Raw genomic sequence first — 21412 nt, 5'->3', positions numbered from 1 at the left:
GCGTGAGGCTACAGAACTTCGTTTGCGGCTCGTACAGGGAATGCCCGTAGCGGGTGTCTCACTGGCGACAGGCTGTCCGCGACGGCTCTTCGATCAGCTCGGCAACACGTGGTTGGCGAACTGCTCGCGCAGCTTGAGCTTTTGCATCTTGCCGGTCGCGGTGTGGGGGATCTCGTCGACGAAGACCACGTCATCCGGGATCTGCCACTTGGCGATCTTGCCTTCATAGAAGGCCAGCATTTCCTCGCGTGTGAGCGAGGCGCCGGGCTTGCGCACCACCACCAGCAGCGGTCGCTCGTCCCACTTCGGATGCCGGCAGGCGATCGCCGCCGCCTCGTGCACGGCGGGATGGGCCATGGCGATGTTCTCCAGGTCGATCGAGCTGATCCACTCGCCGCCGGACTTGATCACGTCCTTCGAGCGGTCGGTGATCTGCATGTAGCCGTCCGGGTCGATCGTCGCGACATCGCCAGTGGGGAACCAGCCGTCCTGCAGCGGCGACTCGTCCCGGCGGAAGTAGCTCTGGATGACCCAGGGCCCGCGCACCACCAGATTGCCCGAGGACTTGCCGTCCCAAGGCAGTGGCTGGCCGTCGTCACCGGTGATCTGCATGTCGATCCCATAGATGACCTTGCCCTGCTTTTCCAAAATGCGGCGGCGGGCTTCGAGCGGCAGATCCAGGTGCTTGGCCTTGAGCTTGGACAGGGTGCCCAGCGGGGACAGTTCGGTCATGCCCCAGGCATGGATGACGTTGACGCCGAACTCGTCTTCGAGCGTGCGCAGCATCGACGGCGGGCAGGCCGAGCCGCCGATCACGGTGCGCTTGAAGGTGCTGAATTTCAGGTTGTTCTGCTTGGCATGGGTGATCAGCCCCAGCCAGACCGTGGGCACACCGGCGCTGAAGGTGACCTTCTCGGTCTCGAAGAGCTCGTACAGCGATTTGCCGTCCAGGTGCGGCCCGGGCATCACGAGCTTGGCGCCCACCAGCGCGGCCGAGTAGGGCAGCCCCCAGGCGTTGACATGGAACATTGGCACCACCGGCAGGATCACGTCCTGGGCTGAGCAGCCCATCGCATCCGGCAGAGCCGAGGCGTAAGCATGCAGCACGGTAGAGCGGTGGCTGTAGACCGCGCCCTTGGGGTTGCCGGTGGTGCCCGAGGTGTAGCAGATGCTCGAGGCGGTGTTCTCGTCGAACTGCGGCCAGGTGTAGCGCCCGTCCTCGGCCTCGACCAACTCCTCATAGCACAGCAGCCCTGGCAACGTCGTCTGGGCGGGCATTTGGGCGCGGTCGCTCATCAGGACGAAGTGCTTCACGGTCGGCAGCGACGGCGCGAGCTTCTCGACCAGCGGCAGGAAGTTCAGGTCGAAGCACAGGACGCGGTCTTCGGCGTCGTTGATGATCCAGGCGATCTGCTCGGGAAAGAGCCTCGGGTTGACGGTGTGGCACACCAGCCCGGAGCCGGACGTGCCGTAATAGATCTCGAAGTGCCGGTACCCGTTCCAGGCCAGGGTGCCGACGCGGTCGCCCATCTCGCAGCCCAGCCGCGCCAGGGCCTGGGCCAGCTTGCGCGCGCGCAACTCCGCGTCGCGGTAGGTGTAGCGGTGCACATCCCCCTCCACCCTCTTGGAGACGATCTCGGTGTCGGCGCTGTGGCGCGCGGCGTGCGTCAGCAGCGACGAGATCATCAGGGGCATCTGCATCATCTGGCCCATCAGGCGCGGCATCGGAGGACTCCTTGGCTATGGCGGGTGGGGAATCGGGGTGGAACGGTCGTTCGTTTTCGATGATAGGAACCGTGCTGCACTGCAGCGCCTGCGGTTTTCCCTGAGGAACTGTCGCGGTCACGACAGCCCGGCATGGCCCTGGGTGCGTCCCTGCCTTGGGTCGGTGGCTACACTGCCGGCATGAACGCCCCCCGTGAGCTTGGCCTGCCCAACGGCCTGCAGTGGATCAACCGCTACGCCGCCCTGGGCGAGGCCTTCCACACTCGGTTGCCGGCCCAGGGCCTGCCCGAGCCCCGCTGGGTGGCCACCAGCGACGCGGCAGCGCAGGAGCTGGGCTGGCCGCAGGACTGGTGGGCCTGGCCCGACGCGCTGTCGGTGTTCAGTGGCAACGCGCTGTGGCCTGGGATGGATCCGCTGGCCACGGTCTATAGCGGACACCAGTTCGGCGTGTGGGCCGGCCAGCTCGGCGACGGACGGGCCCTGCTGCTGGGCGAGGTGCAGACCCCGAACGGCGGCATCGAGGTCCAGCTCAAGGGCAGCGGCAGAACCCCCTACTCCCGCATGGGTGACGGCCGCGCGGTGCTGCGCTCGTCCATCCGCGAGTTCCTGTGCTCGCAGGCCATGCTCGCCCTGGGCATTCCCACCACCCGCGCCCTGTGCCTGGTGGCTTCGCCCCAACCCGTCATCCGGGAGACGGTCGAGACGGCAGCCATCGTGACCCGCTTGGCGCCGAGCTTCGTGCGCTTCGGCCATTTCGAGCATTTCTGTCACCATGGGCAGCCGCAAGCGCTGCGTCGCCTGGCCGATTTCGTGATCGACCACCACCTGCCTGAATGTCGGCGCCAGGCGCATCCGTATGCGGCCTTGCTCGAGACAGCGGTGCGCCGTACCGCCGAGTTGGTGGCCCAGTGGCAGGCCGTGGGCTTTTGCCATGGTGTGATGAACACCGACAACATGTCGATCCTGGGCCTGACGATCGACTACGGCCCCTTCGGTTTCCTCGATGCCTTTGATCCCACCCACATCTGCAATCACTCCGACACGAACGGCCGCTACGCCTACCACCGCCAGCCGCAGATCGCCCTGTGGAACCTGCACGCCCTGGCGCAGGCTCTGATGCCGCTGATCGAAGACACCGATCTGGCCTTGGCGGCACTGGAGACCTACCGCAGCGCCTATCCGGACGCGCTGATGCGTCTGATGCGCGCCAAGCTCGGCCTGCGCACGCGGGAGGACGGCGATGCCGAGCTCGTCGACGCCTGGCTGACCCTGCTGGCCCGCGACCGGGTGGACCACACCCTGGCCTGGCGCCGTCTGGGACAGTTCCCGGTGGACGCCGCGCGGGGGGCGGGTCCGGTGCGCGACCTCTTCATCGACCGCGCGGCCTTCGATGCCTGGGCGGCCCGTTACCGGCAACGGCTGCTGCGTGAGTCCAGCCACGACGGCGAGCGACGCGCCGCGATGGACCGGGTGAATCCGAAGTACATTTTGCGCAACCATCTGGCCGAGATCGCCATCCGCCAAGCCCAGGCCGGGGACGACGGCGAGGTGCGGCGGCTGCTGCGCGTGCTCGAGCGCCCCTACGACGAGCAGCCCGAGCACGAGGCCTACGCTGCCCTGCCCCCCGACTGGGCTCACAGCATCGAGGTGTCCTGTTCATCATGAGCGACTACGAAATCCGCAAGTCCGATGACGAGTGGCGGGCTCAGCTCGACCCTCTCGTCTACCGCGTGACCCGCCAGGCCGCCACCGAGGCGCCCTTCACCGGCCGCTACTGGCGGCACGATGCCGACGGGGTCTATCGCTGCATATGCTGCAATGCGGAACTCTTCGATTCCAGCACCAAGTTCGACGCGGGCTGCGGCTGGCCAAGCTACTACCAAGCCATCGAAGAGGGGCGCATCGAGCGGGTGATGGACTACAGCCACGGCATGGTGCGCGTGGAGGTGCGCTGCAGCCGCTGCGGTGCCCACCTGGGCCATGTCTTCGACGACGGGCCGGCGCCCACCGGCGAACGGTACTGCATCAACTCGGCCGCGTTGGACTTCGTGCCCCGTCAGGACTGAACCGTGCCTGCTGCTGCCACCCGATGAAACTGTTCTTCGACTTCCTGCCGCTCATCCTGTTCTTTGGCAGCTACAAGCTGGCGCAATCCCAGCCTGGGCCCGCCGTCGAACTGGCCACGGCCTGGTTCGGCCCGTTGGGCACGGGCCCGGCGGTGGATGCGCAGACCGCCCCCGTCCTGCTCGCGACCGCCGTGGTCATGGCGGCCACGGCCGTGCAGATCGGCGTCCTGGTGGCGCGGGGGCGGCGTGTAGACGCGATGCTGTGGGTCAGCCTGGTGCTCGTGCTGGCGCTGGGCGGTGCCACGTTGTGGTTCCACAGTGCAACCTTCATCAAGTGGAAGCCCAGTGTGCTGTACTGGATCATGGGAGCCAGCCTGTGGGTCAGCCATGTCATCTTTCGCCACAACCTGCTCCACGCGCTGATGGGCGGGCAGATCGATCTTCCCGCCTTGGTGTGGCAGCGCCTGAACTTCGCCTGGATCGCCTTCTTCGGCCTGATGGGCCTGCTCAACGTGTACGTGGCCTACAGCTACCCCACGGACGTCTGGGTGAACTTCAAGGTGTTCGGCTCGCTCGGCCTGATGCTGCTTTTTCTGCTCGCCCAGGCGGTCTACCTGAGCCGCCACCTGAAGAACGAGGAAGCTTCCTGAGATGCCCGTGAGTGCCCACCAGATCGAGAGCCGACTGCGCGAGACCCTGGAGCCGCTGAGCCTGTCGGTCCAGGACGACAGCCACCTCCATGCGGGCCACGCCGGTGCGCGTGAAGGCCGTCATTTCAGCGTGCGCATCGTGAGCGCACGGTTTCACGGTTTGTCACGTGTGGCCCGGCACCGCCTCGTGTATGATGCCCTCGCCCCACTGATCCCTCAGGGCATCCACGCTTTGGCCTTGCAAACCCATGCCCCTGACGAGGTCTGAGGATCCAGCCCGGCGGTGATGCCGCCTGGGCCCTGCGCGAGCCGCGGCTGTCGCCCGCACTTTCCTTCCAATCACGAGGTTTCCTGCATGAAGAAGTCTGTTTTCGCCATCGGTGCGTTGAGCCTGGCCCTGGGCGCTGCGCTGCTGCCGGCCACGGCGACGGCCCAGAACGTGGCCATCGTCAACGGCAAGGCCGTGCCGAAGGCGCGCGTGGATGCCCTGCTCGAGCAGGTCAAGCGCCAGGCCGATGCGTCCGGCCGTGCCCTGCCTCCGGACATCGAACGCCTGGCCCGCGACCAGATCGTGCTCAACGAGATCTACACGCAGGAAGCCGAGCGTCGTGGCCTGGCAGCCACACCCGAGTACCGCCGCCAGATGGAGCTGGTGCGCCAGAACGTGCTGATCCAGGCGCTGTTCCAGGACTTCGAGAAGAAGAACCCCGTCACGGACGCCGAGATCCAGGCCGAGTACGACAAGTTCAAGGCCCAGGCCGGCAGCGAGAAGGAATATCGCGCCCGCCACATCCTGGTCGAGAAGGAAGATGAGGCCAAGCGTCTGATCGCCCAGATCAAGGGCGGTGCGAGCTTCGAGGAGCTGGCCAAGAAGAACTCCAAAGACCCCGGTTCCGCGGCCAAAGGCGGCGACCTCGACTGGGCCGAGGCCAGCACCTACGTGCCCGAGTTCTCCCAGGCCATGGTCAAGCTCAACAAGGGCCAGGTCACCGAGGCGCCGGTCAAGTCTCAGTTCGGCTACCACGTCATCAAGCTCGAAGATGTGCGCGAGGCCCAGTTCCCGCCGCTGGACGACGTCAAGCCGCAGATCCAGCAACGCCTGCAACAGCAAAAGATGATCGACTTCCGCGAAGGCCTGCGCAAGGCAGCCCGCACGGACTACAAGTTCGAGCAGTGAGTCGGCTTCACGCCTGAGATCGGGGCGCCTGGCGGGGCGCCCTTTTTCATGGGCTCAGCGCGACAGCCAGACGAGCGCCGCCAGGGCCCCGATGAACACCGGCTGGTGCAGCATGTAAAAGCTCAGGCTCCACCGCCCCAGCCGCGCCAAGGGCGCCAGGGTGCGCGGCACGCCGCCGGCGAGCCAGCCGGGCCGCTGCGCGAGCATCCATTGCCCGGCGGCCAAGCCCCACCACATCACGCCCAGCCAGGGCAGCAGTGGCACATAGTCCTCGGTGACCGGCTTGCGGGTGATGAGGCCCAACCAGTTCGTCCATCGCGTGTCGAAAAACGGATGCTGCACGAACTGCGGCAGCACGATCGCGGCCAGGCCCAGCGGCCACAGCCAGCGTCCCCAGCCGGCGGTCAGCCGCGTGACGATGAGCATCACTGCGATCCCGTGGAGCACTCCGAAATAGATGAAGCTGCGCGGGAACATCAGGTACGAGCCGAGGCTCACCAGCACCGCACAGCCGGCCACCTGGCCCCAGCGCCGCCAGAAGCGCGGCCAGCCCTGCCCCTGCTGCCAGGCCACCGCCTGGCCCAGGCCCGCGCAGAAGAGGAACAGCGACACGATGGCCGTGCGCTGTGTCGTCCAGAACGGGTCGCTGTAGAAGTTCTCGCGGATGAATCCGAAGAGGTTGAGGTCGTAGCAGAAGTGGTAGGCCGCCATCCAGACGATGGCGGCTGCCCGCAGGGCATCCAGCCGCTCGAACCTCAGCCCACCCATCGACGCGCGTTGCGGAACATCCGCATCCAGGGGCTGAAGGCCGCCGGGTCGCCCGAGGTCCAGCTCATCTGGATGTTGCGGAACACCCGCTCCGGGTGCGGCATCAGTGCCGTGAAGCGCCCGTCGGCGGTGGTGACCGCCGTCAGGCCGCCCGGGCTGCCATTGGGGTTGGCCGGGTAAGCCTCGGTAGGCCGGCCCTGGCTGTCGACGAAGCGCATCGCCGCGTGCACAGCCTTGGCATCGCCACGCCGGGAGAAGTCGGCATAACCTTCCCCATGCGCCACCGCGATGGGCAGCAGGCTGCCGGCCATGCCGGTGAAGAAGATCGAGGGGCTGTCAAGCACCTCGACCTGGCTCAGGCGGGCCTCGAACTGTTCGCTGCGGTTGCGCGTGAAGCGCGGCCAGGCTGCCGTGCCCGGGATGAGGGGCGACAGGGCCGCCATCATCTGGCAGCCGTTGCACACGCCCAAGGCGAAGCTGTCGGTGCGCTGGAAGAAGGCGGCGAACTGCTCGGCCAGCCGGGGGTTGAACAGGATCGAGCGGGCCCAGCCTTCGCCGGCTCCCAGGGTGTCGCCGTAGCTGAAGCCGCCACAGGCCACCAGACCCTGGAACTGGTCCAGCCGAGCGCGGCCGAACTGCAGATCGCTCATGTGCACGTCGTAGGTGTCGAAGCCCGCCTGGTCCATGGCGTAGCTCATCTCGACATGCGAGTTGACGCCCTGCTCGCGCAGGATCGCCACCTTGGGACGCGCGAGGTTCAGGAAGGGTGCGGCCACGTCCTCGGCCGGGTCGAAGCTCGGCTTGACCTGCAGCCCGGCATCGGCCGGGTCGCCGGCCGCATCGTGCTCGGCTTGTGCGCAGGCCGGGTTGTCGCGCAGCATCGCAATGCGCCAGCTCACCTCGTCCCAGGCCTGGTGCAGGTCGCGCAGCGGTGCGCAGAAGACCGACTTCGCGTCGCGCCAGACCTCCACGGTGCCGCGGTCGTTGGGCTTGCCGATCACATGGCTGTGGCGCGACAGGCCATGGCGGCGCCGCACGGCGAAGGCCTCATCGCGCCGGGCCGTGGGCACCTGCAGCACCACGCCCAGCTCTTCGTTGAAGAGCGCGCGCAGCGTGAGCTCGTTGCGACGCTCGCTGACCTGCTGGGCCCAGTTCTTGGAGTCGCCATAGTCGGCCCGGCTGTCGCCGATGCCGTCGCTTTCGGTCACCAGCAGGTCCACGTTCAGGCTCACGCCGCGGTGGCCGGCAAAGGCCATCTCGCACACCGTCGCCCACAGGCCACCGTCGCTGCGGTCATGGTAGGCCAGCAGCCACCCCTGGGCGCGCAGTTCGTTGACGGCGGCCACCAGGGACTTCAGCAGCGCCGGGTCGTCCAGGTCGGGCACCTCGCCGCCAAAGCCGCCCAGGGCCTGCGCCAGGATGGAGCCACCCAGGCGGTGGCGGCCCTGGCCCAGATCCACCAGCAGCAGCGTCGTGTCGCCCCCTTGCAACTGGGGGGTGAGGGTGCCGCGCACATCATCGAGCGTGACGAAGGCCGAGACGATCAGCGAGACCGGCGCCGTCACCTGCTTGTCCACACCGCCGTCATGCCAGCGCGTGCGCATCGACAGGGAATCCTTGCCCACGGGCACGCTGATGCCCAACGCCGGGCACAGCTCCATGCCCACGGCCTTCACGGTGTCGTACAGCGCCGCGTCCTCGCCGGGTTCGCCGCAGGCGGCCATCCAGTTGCACGACAGCTTGACCCGCGCCAGGTCGATCGGGGCGGCCAACAGGTTGGTGATCGCCTCGGCCACCGCCATGCGGCCCGAGGCGGGGGCGTCCACCGCGGCCAGCGGGGTGCGTTCGCCCATGCTCATGGCCTCGCCGCGCAAGCCCGTGTAGTCGGCCAGGGTCACGGCGCAGTCGGCCACCGGCACCTGCCAGGGGCCCACCATCTGGTCGCGGTGGCTCATGCCGCCCACGGTGCGGTCGCCGATGGTGATCAGAAAGCGCTTGCTGGCCACCGTGGGGTGGCGCAGCACGTCGAAGGCGGCCTGCTGCAGGCTCACGCCGGTCAGGTCCAGCGGCGGCGAGTGCCGGGCGACGCGCTGCACGTTGCGGTGCATCCGCGGCGGCTTGCCCAGCAGCACATCCATGGGCATGTCGATGGCCCGCTCCCCGCCGGGGCCGTCTTCCAGCACCAGGGCCTTGTCGCTGGAGGCCACGCCCACCACGGCAAACGGGCAGCGTTCCCGCTCGCACAGGGCCTCGAACAGCGGCAGGCCCTCAGGGGCCACCGCCAGGACGTAACGCTCCTGGCTTTCGTTGCACCAGATCTCCTTGGGCGCCAGGCCGCTCTCTTCCAGCGGCACCTTGCGCAGGTCGAAGGTGGCGCCCACGCCGGCACCGTCCACCAGCTCGGGGAAGGCGTTGGAGATGCCCCCCGCTCCCACGTCGTGGATGGCCAGGATGGGGTTCTTCTCATCCAGACCGAAGCAGTGGTTGATGACCTCCTGCGCACGGCGCTGGATCTCGGGGTTGCCGCGCTGTACCGAATCGAAGTCGAGGTCGGCCGCATTCACCCCGGCGGCCATCGAACTGGCCGCTCCCCCGCCCATGCCGATGCGCATCCCCGGGCCGCCGAGCTGGATCAGCAAGGTGCCCGCACCGAAGGGCAGCTTGTGGGTCTGTCCCTCGCGGATGCGTCCCAGGCCCCCGGCGATCATGATCGGCTTGTGGTAGCCGCGGCGCACGCCGTCCACATCCTGCTCGTAGACCCGGAAGTAGCCGCCCAGGTTGGGCCGGCCGAATTCGTTGTTGAAGGCCGCGCCGCCCAGCGGGCCTTCGATCATGATCTGCAGGGCGCTGGCAATGTGGGCGGGCTTGCCGTAGGGGGCACGTTCCCAGGGTTCATCCGTGCCGGGCAGGTGCAGGTTGGACACCGAAAAGCCCGTCAGGCCCGCCTTGGGCTGGGCCCCCCGGCCGGTGGCGCCTTCGTCGCGGATCTCGCCGCCGGCGCCGGTGGCGGCCCCCGGGAAGGGCGAGATGGCCGTGGGGTGGTTGTGGGTCTCCACCTTCATCAGCACGTGAGCCACCTCGTCGTGGGCCGCATAGCGCGGCGCGTTGGTGTAGCCCTGGGGGCGCCAGGCTCTCACCGGGCCGCCTTCCATCACCGCGGCGTTGTCGGCATAGGCCACGACGGTGTACTGCGGCGCGAGCTGGTGGGTGTTGCGGATCATCGCGAACATCGAGCGTTCCTGGGGCTGCCCGTCGATCGTGAAGTTCGCGTTGAAGATCTTGTGGCGGCAGTGCTCGCTGTTGGCCTGGGCGAACATCATCAGTTCGACGTCGCTCGGGTTGCGCTGCAGGCCGCGGAAGGCCTCGACCAGGTAGTCGATTTCGTCATCGGACAGCGCCAGGCCGAAGTCCCGGTTGGCGGCTTCCAGCGCCTTGCGGCCCTGGCCCAGCACGTCCACGTGCTCCATGGGCTTGCCGGGCTGCTCGTCGAAGAGGTGGACGCAGGCCTCGCGTTCGAAGGCCACGCTTTCGGTCATCCGGTCGTGCAGCTCGGCGGCCAGGGCCTGCAGGGTGGTCGCCTCCAGCGGCTTGGGGCCGCGCAGCAGGCCGCCTTGGAGCTTCAGCCGGTACTCGGTCACCCGCTCGATGCGCTTGACGGCCAGGCCGCAGTTGTGGGCGATGTCCGTGGCCTTGGAGGCCCAGGGCGAGACGGTGCCCAGACGCGGCATCACCACCACGAGCGCTCCGTCCGAGCCAGCGGTGTAGGGGTCTCCATAGTCGAGCAGGGCTGCCAGCTTGTCCTGTGCTGCTCGCTCCAGCGGGGCGTCACACCACACCCAGTGCACGTGACGGGCGCTCACGCCCACGATCTGCGCCGCGATCGCCTGCAGACGCGGCAGCAGGGCCTGGGCCCGGAAGGCGGACAGGGCATTGCCGCCCTCGAAGTGCAGGAGGTGTTTGGCAGAGGCAGTCACGTGGGGGAACTCGTGCGGGTGGAGCGGTCGCCCGGTCCGCTGGATTGGCGGATGACACCGGACGCAAAGCCGGGATTTTACCGGGGCGCCCGGCCCGGGGATGGGCCTGAGATAATCCGGACATGAGCATCACCATCAAGACGCCCGAAGACCTCGAAGGCATGCGCGTGGCCGGCCGCCTGGCCTCGGAGGTGCTGGACTACCTCACGCCGCACGTCAAGCCCGGCGTCACGACGGCCCATCTCGACAAGTTGGCACTGGACTACATCGAGAACGTCCAAGGCGCCACGTCGGCCACGGTGGGCTACCAGCCTCCCGGCTACCCGCCCTTCCCGTCGGCGATCTGCACCTCGGTCAATCACCAGGTCTGCCACGGCATCCCCAACGACCGCCCTTTGAAGAACGGCGACATCGTCAACATCGACGTCACCGTGATCAAGGACGGCTGGCATGGCGACACCAGCCGCATGTTCATCGTCGGCGAAGGGTCGATCGCCGCCCGGCGGCTGTGTCAGATCACTTACGAAGCCATGTGGCGCGGCATCGCCAAGGTCAGGCCAGGCGCCCGGCTGGGTGACATCGGCCATGCGATCCAGACCTTCGTCGAGAATGCCGGCTATTCGGTGGTGCGCGAGTTTTGCGGTCACGGCATCGGCCGCAAGTTCCACGAGGAGCCGCAGGTGCTGCACTACGGTCGCCCGGGCACGCTGGACGAACTGGTACCGGGCATGGTCTTCACGATCGAGCCCATGGTCAACGCCGGGCGCCGCGAGATCCGGGAAATGCCCGACGGCTGGACCATCGTGACGCGCGATCGCTCGCTGTCGGCCCAATGGGAGCACACCGTGGCCGTCACCGACACCGGCTACGAGATCCTCACGCTGTCGGCGGGCTACCCGCCCCTGCCCGACTTCATCCGCGCCAACGCCTGAGACCGGGAGTCTGCATGGCCGTTGCGAGCACAGCGCCCCCGGAGGCGCACTCCCAGGACGGCGCGGCCCGCGTGGCCGACCTGCGCACGCAGTTCCGACAGCGCAAGCAGGCCCTGCTCCAGGCCTTCCGCGACGGCCGTCCCACCACCTCGGCGGCCACCCGACTGGTGCGCGAGCTGTGCCGTCATGTGGACCAGACCTTGACCGGCCTGTGGACCCATGCCTACCTGCCCCAAGGGGCGGCCCTGGTCGCCGTGGGAGGCTACGGGCGAGGTGAGCTCTACCCCTATTCCGACGTGGACGTGCTGGTGCTGCTGCCCGACGAGCCGGGCACAGGCGTCCAGGACAATGCGGCCTGGAAGTCCAGCATCGAGGGTTTCATCACCGCCTGCTGGGACATCGGCCTGGAGATCGGCTCCAGCGTGCGCAGCGTGCAGGACTGCCTGGACGAGGCCGCGCGCGACGTGACGGTGCAGACGGCCTTGCTCGAGTCGCGCCTGCTGTGCGGCTCGCGCAGCCTGTTCCAGCGCTTCCGCAAGGCCTTCGACACGCGCATGGACGCGCGTGCCTTCCTGCGCGCCAAGACGCTGGAGATGCGTCAGCGTCACCAGAAGTACGAGGACACGCCCTACTCGCTGGAGCCCAACTGCAAGGAAAGTCCCGGCGGCCTGCGTGACCTGCAGGTGGTCATGTGGGTGGCCAAGGCGGCCGGGCTGGGCAGGACGTGGCCGGCCCTGGCCGCCAGCGGGCTGATGACCCCCTTCGAGCTCAAGCAGGTGCAGCGCAACGAGGCTTTGCTGCGCCTGATCCGCGCGCGGCTGCATGTGGTGGCCGGCCGACGCGAGGACCGCCTGGTGTTCGACCTGCAGACCGCGGTGGCCGAAAGCTTCGGCTACCGGCCCACCAAGGCCCGGCGCGCCTCCGAGGCCTTGATGCACCGCTACTACTGGGCGGCCAAGGCGGTAACCCAGCTCAACCTGATCCTGATGCTCAACATCGAGGAGCGCATCCTGGGCTCGCAGAACACGCCCATGCGCCCCATCGACGAGCACTTCCTGGACCGCGGCGGCATGCTCGAGGTGGTCAGCGACGATCTCTACGAGCGCGACCGTCATGCCATCTTGCGCACTTTCCTGGTCTACCAGCGCACCCCGGGCATCAAGGGCCTGTCGGCGCGCACGCTGCGCGCGCTGTACAACGCCCGCGAGCTGATGGACGCCGAGTTCCGCCGCGACCCGGTCAACCGCGCCACCTTCATGCAGATCCTGCAGCAGCCGCTGGGCCAGACCCATGTGCTGCGGCTGATGAACCAGACCTCGGTGCTGGGGCGCTACCTCTGGGTGTTCCGGCGCATCGTCGGGCGCATGCAGCACGACCTCTTCCACGTCTACACCGTGGACCAGCACATCCTGATGGTGCTGCGCAACGTCAGGCGTTTCTTCATCCCCGAGCATGCGCACGAATACCCCTTCTGCTCGCAGCTGGCCTCGCAGTTCGACCGGCCTTACGTGCTGTACGTGGCCGCCCTCTTCCACGACGTGGCCAAGGGCCGCGGCGGCGACCACTCCGACCTGGGCGCCGTCGAGGTGCGGCGCTTCTGCCGCGACCATGACGTCCCGAAGGAGGACGCGCGGCTCATCGAGTTCCTGGTGCAGCACCACTTGACGATGTCGCGCGTGGCCCAGAAGGAGGACCTGAGCGACCCGGAGGTGATCACCGGCTTTGCCCGGCTCGTTCAGACCGAGCGCCGGCTCACCGCGCTGTACCTGCTGACCGTGGCCGACATCCGCGGCACCAGCCCGAAGGTGTGGAACGGCTGGAAGGGCAAGCTGCTCGAAGACCTCTACCGCCTGACCCTGCGCTCCCTGGGCGGCGCGCAGCCCAACCTGGCTGCCGAGATCGAGACCCGCAAGCAGGAAGCCCTGCAGATGCTGGCGCTGTATTCGATGCTGCCTGGGGTGCAGGAACCGCTGTGGCAGACCCTGGAGCTGAGCTATTTTGCCCGCCACGAGGCCGCCGACATCGCCTGGCATGCCCGCTCCTTGTGGCGCCACGTGGATGCCGGCTACCCGGTGGTCAAGGCCCGGCCGTCGGCCGCGGGCGAAGGGCTGCAGGTGGTGGTCTACGCTCCCGACCAGGACGACCTCTTCGCGCGCATCTGCGGCTACTTCGACAGTGCCGGCTTCAACATCCTGGACGCACGCATCCACACCACGCGCACCGGCTACGCGCTGGACACCTTCCAGGTGATCGCCCCCAGCCTCGACCTGCACCACCGCGACCTGATCTCGCTGGTGGAAAACCAGCTCCATCAGGCCCTGACCCGCGGCGGGCCGCTGCCCGAGCCCAGCCGCGGGCGGTTGTCGCGGCGGGTGAAGTCCTTCCCCGTGCAGCCGCGTGTGCTGCTGCGCCCGGACGAGCGGGCCCAGCGCTGGCTGCTCACTGTCTCGGCAAGCGACCGCTCGGGCCTGCTGTATTCCATCGCCCGGGTGTTGGCCAAGTACCGCGTCAACCTGCAACTGGCCAAGGTCACCACGCTGGGCGAACGGGTCGAGGACACCTTCCTGATCGACGGGCCGGCGCTGCAGCAGTCCAAGGTGCAACTTTCCATGGAGTCGGATCTGCTCGATGCGCTGGCTGGCTGAGCTGAAGACGCAATTGCCGCAATGGATCCTGGAGTGGCTGGACCTCATCATCCCGGCCAGCCAGGTGCTCCTGATCCTGGTGGCCGCGTATGTGCTGCGTGCCGCGCTGCGGCTGGCGATCAAGCGCGTGTGCTCGCACTACCAGTTGCCCGCCGAGGTGCACATGGGCGCGCGGCGCGTGCTGGGCTTCCTCGTCTACGCCGCGGCCATCCTGCTGATCCTGGAGCGGCTGGGCGTCTCGGGCAGCGTGCTGTGGACGGCCTTCACCGGCTTTGCCGCCGTGGCGGCGGTGGCTTTCTTCGCCGCCTGGAGCGTGCTGTCGAACATTTTCTGCACGATCCTGATCTTCAGCACCCGGCTGTTCCGCCTGCACGACCACATCGAAGTGCTGGAAAGCGGCGACAAGCCCGGTCTCAAGGGCGTGGTGATCGATATCAACGTCGTCTACACCACGCTGCTGGAAGACCAGGGCACGAAGTTGCAGGTGCCCAACAACCTGTTCTTCCAGCGCATGGTGCGCCGGGGCCGGCCGTCCGACGCGCCCGACGGCCAGGCCCCGGGCGACCCCGATGATTGAGCCCGAATGTCTCAGGCGGCCTTGCGACCCGGTTGCGGCCGCAGAGCCTGAACCGCGACCAGCGCGCGCCCAAAGGCGGCCACGGCCTCGTCCACCTGGGCGGCATTCACCGTGAGCGGCGGTGCGAAGCGCACCACGGTGTCGTGCGTGTCCTTGCTCAGCACGCCCTCGCGCATCAAGGCCTCGCAGACGCTGCGGGCATGCGCAAAGTCACGGTCGATCTCCACCCCGACGAGCAGACCCCGTCCACGCACCTCCCGGATGGCCGGGTGACGCAGAGCCCGCAGCCCCTGCATCAGGCGCTCGCCCAGATGCAAGGCCCGCTCACACAGCCCCTCGCGCTCGAGCAGTTCCAGCGCGGCCAAGCCCACCGTCGCACCCAGCGGGTTGCCACCAAAAGTGCTGCCATGGTCACCGGGGCGGAAGACTCCCATCACCTCCTCGCGCGCGCAAAAGGCCGACACCGGCAACAGCCCCCCGCCCAAGGCCTTGCCCAGCGTGATGCCGTCGGGCACCACGTCCTCGTGCTGGCAGGCCAGCATCCGCCCGGTGCGACCCAGGCCGGTCTGCACCTCGTCGCAAATCAGCAGCACCCGGTGCCGGGTGCACAGCTCGCGTGCCGCCCGCAGGTAGCCCGGGGGCGGCACGATGATGCCGGCCTCCCCCTGGATGGGCTCGACCAGGAAGGCCACGGTCTGCGGGGTGATGGCGCGCTCCAATGCAGCGACGTCGCCATACGGGACCGAGACGAAGCCGGGGGCGAAGGGGCCGAAGCCGTCCCGGTACTGCGGCTCGCTGGAGAAGCCCACGATCGTCGTCGTGCGTCCCGCGAAGTTGCCCTGGGCCACCAGGATGCGGGCCTGGCCCTCGGGCACGCCCTTGACCTTGTAGCCCCACTTGCGGGCCGCCTTGATCGCGGTCTCGACGGCCTCGGCGCCCGTGTTCATCGGCAGGGCACGGTCCATGCCGGTGTGGCGGCACAGCCGGGCCAGGAAGGGTCCGAGACGGTCGGTATGGAAGGCCCGCGAGGTGACGGCCAGACGGGCGGCCTGTTCGGTCAGGGCCTGCACGAGCACCGGATGGCTGTGTCCGAAGCTGACGGCCGAGTAGGCCGACATCATGTCGAGGTAACGCCGCCCCTGGTCATCCCAGAGGAAGACGCCCTCACCGCGCACCAGGGTGACCGGCAGGGGGTGGTAGTTGCGTGCACCAAAGCGCTCTTCCAGTTCGCGCGGGCTGGCAGTGAATTCGGCTGGACGCAGGGACATGGTGTCTCCAGGTGGAAAGGATGTGTTTCAGCGTCACTCTAGGCCGGTGGGCAGGAAATTTGATTTCCATTTGTTGTGTGTATAACCTTGCAAGCACAACAAAATTTCATGGATAGGGCTGTTTCATGCAACCAACCCCCGCAAGCGGCCTGGATGCCATCGACCGGCGCCTTTTGGAGGTGCTGCAGGCCGAGGGTCGCATCAGCAATGTCGATCTGGCCTTGCGGGTGCATCTGTCGGCGCCGCAGTGCCTGCGCCGCGTGCGCTCGCTCGAGGACCGTGGTGTGATCCGCGGCTATGCCGCGCAGGTCGACCGCGAGGCGCTGGGCCTGGCGGTGATGGCCTTCGTGGGCCTGAGCATCGACCGCGAGCAGTTCACCCGCGTGCGCGAGCTCGAGAAGGTGTTCCAGGACTTCCCTGAAGTCATCGAGTGCCACTCGGTGTCGGGCGACCACGACTACCTGCTCAAGGTGGTGGCTCCTGACCTGCGGACGCTGTCGCAGTTCCTCACTGACCGGCTGATGCAGGTGCCCGGTGTGGACAATGTGCGCTCGACCATTTGCCTGGAAGAGATCAAGCCACCGTCGCCGATGCCGGTGGCGTAAGCCCGGTCAATCCTCGGCGCTGGCGTCCAGGCCGGGAAACAACACCGAGGTGAAGCCGAAGCGGGTGAAGTCGCGCACGCGCATCGGGTAGAGCTTGCCGATCAGGTGGTCGCATTCGTGCTGTACCACCCGGGCGTGGAAGCCCTCGGCCTCGCGCTCGATGCGCCGGCCCTGCACGTCAAAGCCGCTGTAGCGGATGCGCGCAAAGCGCGGCACCACGCCGCGCAGGCCGGGCACCGACAGGCAGCCTTCCCAGCCTTCTTCTTCTGCATCGCCCAGCGGCTCGATCTGCGGATTGACCAGCACGGTCTCGGGCACGGGCGGCGCCTCGGGATAGCGTTCGTTGCGGGCAAAGCCGAAGATCACCACGGCCAAGTCCACACCAATCTGGGGGGCGGCGAGCCCGGCGCCGTTTGCGGCACGCATGGTGTCGAAAAGATCGTCCACCAGGGCTCGCAGCTCGGGGGTATCGAACTCGAGCACCGGCTTGGCCACGCGCAGCAGGCGCGGGTCGCCCATCTTGAGGATCTCTCGAACAGCCATTTCAGACGTCCTTCCCATCCAGCAGGGCTTTCAGGCCCGACTCGTCCAGCACCGGCACGCCCAGTTCCTCGGCCTTGGCCAGCTTGCTGCCGGCTTCCGCGCCGGCCACCACGTAGTGGGTCTTCTTGCTCACCGAGCCGGCCACCTTCCCGCCGGCCGCCTCGATCAAGGCCTTGGCCTCGTCCCGGCTCATCGTGGGCAAGGTGCCGGTCAGCACCAGGGTCTTGCCCAGCAGCGGCCGCGGGGCGTCGCTGGCCGTGCCCTCGCCTTCGGGCCAGTGCACGCCCGCAGCGCGCAACTGCTCGACCACCTCGCGGTTGTGCAGCTGATCGAAGAAGGTGCGGATGCTCTGGGCCACCACGGGGCCCACGTCGTTGACCTCCAGCAGTTCTTCCACGCGCGCATCCATGATGCGGTCCAGGCTGCCGAAGTGGCGTGCCAGGTCCTTGGCCGTGGCCTCACCCACGTGGCGGATGCCCAGCGCGAAGAGAAAGCGCGGCAGCGTGGTCTGCTTGGATTTCTCCAGCGCCTCGACCAGGTTGCGGGCGCTCTTGTCTCCCATCCGGTCCAGTGCCGAAAGCTTGGCCACGCCCAGCGTGTAGAGCTCAGGCAGGGTGCGGATGAGGCCTCCATCGACGAGCTGATCGACGAGCTTGTCGCCCAGACCCTCGATGTCCATGGCCCGGCGCTGGGCGAAATGCAGCAGCGCCTGCTTGCGTTGGGCCGCGCAGTACAGCCCGCCGCTGCAGCGCCAGTCCACCTCGCCTTCCTCGCGGACGATGGCACTGCCACACACCGGGCAGCGGCCGGCCAGGCGCCGGTACAGGTCGAAGGGCTCGCCGGCATCGGGCGGCCGGCGTTCCAGGACGACGGCCACCACCTCGGGGATCACGTCGCCGGCGCGGCGCACGATCACCGTGTCGCCAATGCGCACGTCCTTGCGGCGGGTTTCGTCTTCGTTGTGCAGCGTGGCGTTGGTCACGGTGACGCCACCCACGAAGACCGGCGCGAGCTTGGCCACCGGCGTGAGCTTGCCGGTGCGGCCCACCTGGATGTCGATGTCGAGCACCGTGGTCATCTGCTCCTGCGCCGGATACTTGTGCGCCACGGCCCAGCGCGGCTCGCGGGTGACGTAGCCGAGCTGCCGCTGCAGGTCCAGACGGTTCACCTTGTAGACCACCCCGTCGATGTCGAAAGGCAGTTGATCACGCCGTTGGCCGATGCGACGGTGAAACTCGATCAGGCCTTGCGCGCCCTGCACCACGGCACGCTCCTCGCACACCGGCAGGCCCAGGGCCACAAAGGCATCGAGCACACCGGACTGTGTGTCGGGCTGCTCAGGCCAGCCCGACACCTCGCCCCAGCCGTAGGCGAAAAAGCTCAGAGGCCGCCGGGCTGCGATCGCCGGATCGAGCTGCCGCACCGCGCCCGCCGCCGCGTTGCGCGGGTTGACGAAGGTCTTCTCGCCCAGCTCGCGTTGGCGGGCGTTGAGCCGCTCGAAATCATCCCGGCGCATGTAGACCTCGCCCCGCACCTCCAGCACCTCGGGTGCCGCACCGCTCAGGCGCAACGGAATCTGGCGGATCGTGCGGATGTTCTGGGTCACGTCTTCACCCACCTCGCCGTCGCCCCGCGTGGCCGCACGCACCAGCACACCACCCTCGTAACGCAGGCTGATGGCCAGGCCGTCGAACTTCAGCTCGGCTTGGTACTCGATGGGCGGATCGGCCTCGGTCAGCTTGAGTTCGCGTCGCACGCGGGCGTCGAAGTTCGCGGCGCCAGTGGGTTCGGTGTCGGTCTCGGTGCGGATGGACAGCATGGGCACCGCATGCCGCACCGGCTCGAAGCCCTCGAGCACCCGGCCCAGCACGCGCTGGGTGGGCGAGTCCGGCGTCAACAGTTCGGGATGCGCGGCCTCCAGGGCCTGCAGCTCCTGGAACATCCGGTCGTACTCGGCATCCGGGATCTGGGGCGCATCGAGCACATAGTACAGGTGGGCATGGTGATGCAGTTGCTCGCGCAACCACGCGGCACGCCGGGCCGCTTCGGCGCTGGAGGCCGGGGCCGGGTCGAACAGGGAAGGCTGGCTCATGGAACGGCATTGTCCCGCACGGCGCACGCCCTCGCCATGGGGGCGCTAAGCTGCGCGCATGGCCACCGGAGAGCCTGCCATGTCCGAGACCTTCGATTTCGACCTCCTGACCCTGGGCGCCGGCTCAGGCGGTGTGGCGGCCTCGCGCCGGGCCGCAGCCCATGGCGCCAAGGTCGGCATCGTGGAAGCCTCCCGCGTGGGCGGCACCTGCGTGATCCGCGGCTGTGTGCCGAAAAAGCTGCTGATGTACGCCGCACAGTATGGGGATGCCTTGCGCGAGGCGGCCGAATACGGCTGGGTGCTGCCCGATGGGGCCCCACGCTTCGACATGGCCCGCTGGGCTGCACGCAAGAAGGCCGAGACCGATCGCCTCGAAGGCGTGTACCGCCAGTTGCTGGCCAGCTCCGGCGTGACCCTCTTCGAAGGCCGGGCCCGTGTGCTGGGCCCGCACACGGTGCAGGTGGGTGCGCGCACGCTGCGCGCGCGACGGCTGCTGATCGCCACCGGGGCCTCGCCGGTGCGCGACAGTATCGAGGGCATCGCCGATTGCCCCACCTCCGACGAGCTGCTCGACCTGCGCGAGCTGCCGGCCGACGCGACGGTGATCGGCGCCGGCTATATCGCGCTGGAGTTCGCGAGCATGCTGGCCCGACTGGGGGTCTGTGTGCGGCTGGTCCACCGTGCCGACCTGCCCCTGCGGGGCTTCGACGAAGACGTGCGGCGCCGCCTGGCGGCAGCCCTGGAGCAGGCGGGCATCGAGCGGATCTCGGGCCAGGGCGTGAAGGCCGTGCGCGGCGGGCCGGGCCGCTGGGAGGTGGTGCTGGCCGATGGCCGCTGCCTCGCGGCCAGCTTCGTGCTCAACGCCACGGGCCGACGGCCCAACACGGCCGGGCTGGGTCTGGAGACGCTGGGCATCCCGCTGGGCAGCCACGGTGCTGTCCCGGTCGATGAGCGGCTGCAGACCCCAGCCGAGGGGGTCTACGCCATCGGTGACGTGACCGACCGGCTCAACCTCACGCCGGTGGCCATCGCCCAGGGACGGGCGCTGGCCGATGCGCTCTTTGGCCCCACCCATCGTTTCCCCGACTTGCGCCTGACCGCCACAGCCGTGTTCACCTTGCCGCCCGTGGGCACGATCGGCCTCACCGAGGCCGCGATGCGGCAGCGCCGCCAGCCTTACCGGGTCTACGAGAGCGACTTCCGCCCGATGCGCCAGGCCTTCTTCGGGGGCGCTGAGCGCTGCTACATGAAGCTGCTGGTCGACGATGTGTCCGACCGGGTGATGGGCGTGCACATGCTGGGCACCGACGCCCCGGAGATCGTGCAGAGCCTGGCGGTAGCACTGAGCTGCGGTGCCACAAAGACCCAGTTCGACCGGACCTTGGCCGTGCATCCCACTGCCGCCGAGGAATTCGTGCTCATGCGCGAACCCGCGCGCGTGGTGCGCGACTTCAGCTGAACAGGCGGCGCGCTGCCGGCGAACCCGCCGGCAGGCCACGCGCTTCCAATGTGGCGTAGAGCCGCTCGAGCTCGCGGCCGATGGCGTCGAACGCCTGGGGGCCCAGGGGCTGGCCGGCATCGTCCACCACCGCGGCCTCCATGCCCAGGGCCAGGGCCTGCGCGCTGGCCTGCCAGGCCTGGAAGGGGGCCTCGTCGGCGCTCGTCTGAGGCACGTCGAAGGCCAGGCTCACATCGCGCACCGCCGCCCGGTTGGGATCTTCGGCAAAGGCGGCCTGGGCGTCGAACTGCAGGATCAGCATGGCCGGAGCGCCTTCTTGGCTGCCCGGCAGCACCAGACGGCCCGGCACGGCCCCGGAGACAAAGCCATGGCGCGCCGCATGCTGCTGGATGTAGGCTACCGACCAGGCCGCTCCGCGGGCCACCAGACGGCAGGCGAGCTGGGCATCGTGCTGGCTGGCGAACTGGTCGAGTTCGCGGGCGCGCGCGACCACGTCGAGCATGTCGGGGAAATCGGCCGTCGCGCCGATCGCATCGGCAAAAGCCTGCACCTTCTGCACGAACTCGGAGTATTCGATCTCGTTGAGCGCCCCAGTGCGGTTGGCCAACTGCACGCCGGCCTGGAACTCGCGGTAGGTCTGACCGGCCTGGGGCGGCTCCCATTCGGAGGTGGCGTCATTCAGCCCCTCGATGAAGAAGGGTTTGCTGCCGGCACGCCGGGTGGCAGGCAGGTGGTGCATCACACTGTCGCCGGTGAAGCGCAGCTCCACGCTCAGCGGGACGATGGCATCGATCAAAGGGTCCAGACGCGGCCCGGTCTGCCGCCGCGCGGGGGTTGGTGCCAGCGCGCTCTCCAGCGCGTCGGCCGGCGGTGGCTCGAAGTCCTCGAGTCGCAGCACGGGTTCCTCGAAACGCTGGGGCACGGCCTCGCT

General features: G+C 68.3%; 17 protein-coding genes. 10 read left to right on the top strand and 7 right to left on the bottom strand.

What is annotated here, in order from left to right; genetic code table 11:
* Positions 1-93: 93 nt before the first annotated feature.
* Positions 94-1725, bottom strand: a complete 1632-nt coding sequence (locus tag ACK42S_RS04580) for a 3-(methylthio)propionyl-CoA ligase (RefSeq protein ID WP_409703945.1) — start codon at positions 1723-1725, stop codon at positions 94-96.
* Between the two features lie 180 nt (positions 1726-1905).
* Between ACK42S_RS04580 and ACK42S_RS04575 the strand changes: the two genes are divergently transcribed.
* The 5 genes from ACK42S_RS04575 (at position 1906) to ACK42S_RS04555 (ending at position 5618) form a co-directional block, all read left to right on the top strand.
* Positions 1906-3390 carry a protein adenylyltransferase SelO gene (locus ACK42S_RS04575; RefSeq protein ID WP_409703943.1) on the top strand — a complete coding sequence of 495 codons (1485 nt, stop codon included), beginning with the start codon at positions 1906-1908 and terminating at the stop codon, positions 3388-3390.
* Complete coding sequence (gene msrB / locus ACK42S_RS04570) at positions 3387-3791, top strand: peptide-methionine (R)-S-oxide reductase MsrB (protein ID WP_409703941.1); 405 nt, start codon at positions 3387-3389, stop codon at positions 3789-3791. Before ACK42S_RS04575 ends, msrB begins: the two co-directional genes overlap by 4 nt.
* Before the next feature lie 23 nt (positions 3792-3814).
* Entirely contained in the window at positions 3815-4441 is a 627-nt protein-coding gene (locus ACK42S_RS04565; protein ID WP_409703939.1) for a septation protein A, read from the top strand.
* 1 nt (position 4442) lies between these two features.
* Positions 4443-4709, top strand: a complete 267-nt coding sequence (locus tag ACK42S_RS04560) for a BolA family protein (protein WP_409703937.1) — start codon at positions 4443-4445, stop codon at positions 4707-4709.
* Between the two features lie 87 nt (positions 4710-4796).
* Entirely contained in the window at positions 4797-5618 is an 822-nt protein-coding gene (locus ACK42S_RS04555) for a peptidylprolyl isomerase (protein WP_409703935.1), read from the top strand.
* Between the two features lie 54 nt (positions 5619-5672).
* On the opposite strand, the gene ACK42S_RS04550 is transcribed toward ACK42S_RS04555, so the two are convergent.
* Together ACK42S_RS04550 and purL are read right to left on the bottom strand one after the other, a co-directional pair.
* Positions 5673-6386, bottom strand: a complete 714-nt coding sequence (locus ACK42S_RS04550; protein ID WP_409703933.1) for a DUF1624 domain-containing protein — start codon at positions 6384-6386, stop codon at positions 5673-5675.
* Positions 6374-10360 carry a phosphoribosylformylglycinamidine synthase gene (gene purL / locus ACK42S_RS04545; RefSeq protein WP_409703931.1) on the bottom strand — a complete coding sequence of 1329 codons (3987 nt, stop codon included), beginning with the start codon at positions 10358-10360 and terminating at the stop codon, positions 6374-6376. Before purL ends, ACK42S_RS04550 begins: the two co-directional genes overlap by 13 nt.
* 122 nt (positions 10361-10482) lie before the next feature.
* Here purL and map point away from each other — a divergent pair, with 122 nt between their 5' ends.
* Genes map through ACK42S_RS04530 form a run of 3 tightly spaced genes read left to right on the top strand, consistent with a single transcriptional unit; the run spans position 10483 to position 14514 of the window.
* Entirely contained in the window at positions 10483-11292 is an 810-nt protein-coding gene (map, locus tag ACK42S_RS04540) for a type I methionyl aminopeptidase (RefSeq protein WP_409703929.1), read from the top strand.
* Positions 11293-11306: 14 nt separating this feature from the next.
* A complete protein-coding gene (locus tag ACK42S_RS04535) occupies positions 11307-13937 on the top strand; it encodes a [protein-PII] uridylyltransferase (protein ID WP_409703927.1) in 2631 nt (876 codons plus the stop codon).
* A complete protein-coding gene (locus tag ACK42S_RS04530; RefSeq protein WP_409703925.1) occupies positions 13921-14514 on the top strand; it encodes a mechanosensitive ion channel domain-containing protein in 594 nt (197 codons plus the stop codon). The genes ACK42S_RS04535 and ACK42S_RS04530 overlap by 17 nt, the downstream gene beginning before the upstream one ends.
* An 11-nt stretch (positions 14515-14525) precedes the next feature.
* Here ACK42S_RS04530 and rocD read toward each other — a convergent pair whose 3' ends face one another.
* The gene (rocD, locus tag ACK42S_RS04525; protein WP_409703923.1) at positions 14526-15782 is read right to left on the bottom strand and encodes an ornithine--oxo-acid transaminase; all 1257 of its coding nucleotides are present in this window, start codon (positions 15780-15782) and stop codon (positions 14526-14528) included.
* Between the two features lie 125 nt (positions 15783-15907).
* Here rocD and ACK42S_RS04520 point away from each other — a divergent pair, with 125 nt between their 5' ends.
* Positions 15908-16387 carry an Lrp/AsnC family transcriptional regulator gene (locus ACK42S_RS04520; RefSeq protein ID WP_409703921.1) on the top strand — a complete coding sequence of 160 codons (480 nt, stop codon included), beginning with the start codon at positions 15908-15910 and terminating at the stop codon, positions 16385-16387.
* Positions 16388-16393: 6 nt separating this feature from the next.
* Here the strand turns inward: ACK42S_RS04520 and def are convergent, their stop codons facing one another.
* Positions 16394-16930, bottom strand: a complete 537-nt coding sequence (gene def / locus ACK42S_RS04515) for a peptide deformylase (RefSeq protein ID WP_409703919.1) — start codon at positions 16928-16930, stop codon at positions 16394-16396.
* 1 nt (position 16931) lies between these two features.
* The gene (ligA, locus tag ACK42S_RS04510; protein WP_409703917.1) at positions 16932-19022 is read right to left on the bottom strand and encodes an NAD-dependent DNA ligase LigA; all 2091 of its coding nucleotides are present in this window, start codon (positions 19020-19022) and stop codon (positions 16932-16934) included.
* 79 nt (positions 19023-19101) lie between these two features.
* On the opposite strand from ligA, the gene gorA reads away from it, so the two are divergent.
* On the top strand, positions 19102-20481 hold the full coding sequence (gene gorA, locus ACK42S_RS04505) for a glutathione-disulfide reductase (RefSeq protein WP_409703915.1): 1380 nt from the start codon (positions 19102-19104) through the stop codon (positions 20479-20481).
* Here gorA and ACK42S_RS04500 read toward each other — a convergent pair.
* The coding region (locus ACK42S_RS04500; RefSeq protein WP_409703913.1) for a cell division protein FtsZ at positions 20474-21412 on the bottom strand (939 nt) is incomplete at its 5' end. The genes gorA and ACK42S_RS04500 overlap by 8 nt on opposite strands.

Origin of the sequence: Caldimonas sp. (assembly GCF_046289365.1) — a bacterium.
GTDB lineage: Bacteria > Pseudomonadota > Gammaproteobacteria > Burkholderiales > Burkholderiaceae_C > Caldimonas.
Note: the sequence above shows the minus strand (reverse complement) of the source record. Positions and strands in the feature narration are given on the sequence as shown.